This window comes from Streptomyces sp. NPDC097129 (assembly GCF_055668065.1).
In genome coordinates this window covers 1-1114 of record NZ_JBVOQE010000100.1, presented here as the reverse complement: position 1 = coordinate 1114, position 1114 = coordinate 1, and the positions used below count along the sequence as shown (strand labels likewise).

At 60.6% G+C, this 1114-nt stretch carries 2 protein-coding genes; both read right to left on the bottom strand.

Features of this window, described 5'->3' with window-relative positions:
• Positions 1–197: 197 nt before the first annotated feature.
• Positions 198–626 carry an Rv0361 family membrane protein gene (locus tag AC0B9F_RS38395; RefSeq protein ID WP_139799842.1) on the bottom strand — a complete coding sequence of 143 codons (429 nt, stop codon included), beginning with the start codon at positions 624–626 and terminating at the stop codon, positions 198–200.
• Positions 627–680: 54 nt separating this feature from the next.
• Positions 681–860, bottom strand: a complete 180-nt coding sequence (locus tag AC0B9F_RS38390; RefSeq protein ID WP_391590514.1) for a hypothetical protein — start codon at positions 858–860, stop codon at positions 681–683.
• Positions 861–1114: the final 254 nt, after the last annotated feature.

The window sequence follows — 1114 nt, the reverse complement described above, 5'->3', positions numbered from 1 at the left end:
AGATACGCTGTCGAGATTCGGCAGCCGCGTGCGAGAAGGCCTTGAGCCACAGCGACGTTCGTCAGGCGCCGATCGGAGCCGGAGAAGAGCTCGTTCAAGCGGAGTTGAAAGACGTTCTCGTCCGTCACACGGCCTACCATCGCGCCGCCACCTCAATTCTCTCGTTCCTATCCTGTGCTTGCCGAAGCGGTGCAGGCTTAGCAGATGAGCCAGTGGCCACTGGTCGAGGTCAACGACACGACCTTGCCGATCGAGGTCTCCGGAGCGTCATCCAGATGTCCGCGTACGGTCGCTGTGGCTGCAGATCCTTGGAGGGTGAGATACTCGACTGCATCGAGCGTGATTGCCGGCAGCACCTTTCCAGTGGTCGTGGTTGATACCTGCTTCTCGGCGCAGACGGTGGCAGCAACACCCTCGGACGAACCGGTACGGAGGGCATCGAGGTGAGATCGGATCACCGTGGTGATCTGCTCGGAGTCGGTGGGCATCTTCGACGACTGCCTGCCCTCGGTAGTGGGATCTGCTGAACCGATCGTGCATCCCGAGAGCAGCAGTGCTGCAAGGGCTCCGCCGAGGAGGATCGATTCCACCGATCGCCGGCGGTAGTGGTTTATGGGTGGATTCACCGAAACTCCTTCATTCGTGAACATGTTGCGCCCGGAAAGTCATCCAGCCGTCGGTCAGAAGACAAACGCGGCGGACAGCAGAGCAAGGCTGAGGACCGCGGTGGCATTGGCGGCGCGAACAAAGGCGTACTGCTCCGCATCCTCGGCGCCGAGACACAGCGGGGTCAGCTGCAAGGCCAGAGACAACATCCCGGTGTCGTGTGCACCGAGAGCGAACAATTGTCGAGCATCCATCAGCGGTATCCAATCCCGTTGCAGTCCAAAGGAACAACGAGCTGGTCACATGCGCGAACGTAGACTCGGCGAGAGTTCTCCGTACCAGCGGCCGAACTCCTGAACCGAGGATGCAGTCGAGAAGCTGCAGGGGGAGATTTCAGCATCTGGTGAGGACTCCCCGGCAAAATGCGACACAAAACGTCGCTACTTCAGGTGGTTGGGCCGAATCGCAATCCGCGGAGCAGTCGGCGGTAGGAGAAGCGGTCGTCCCA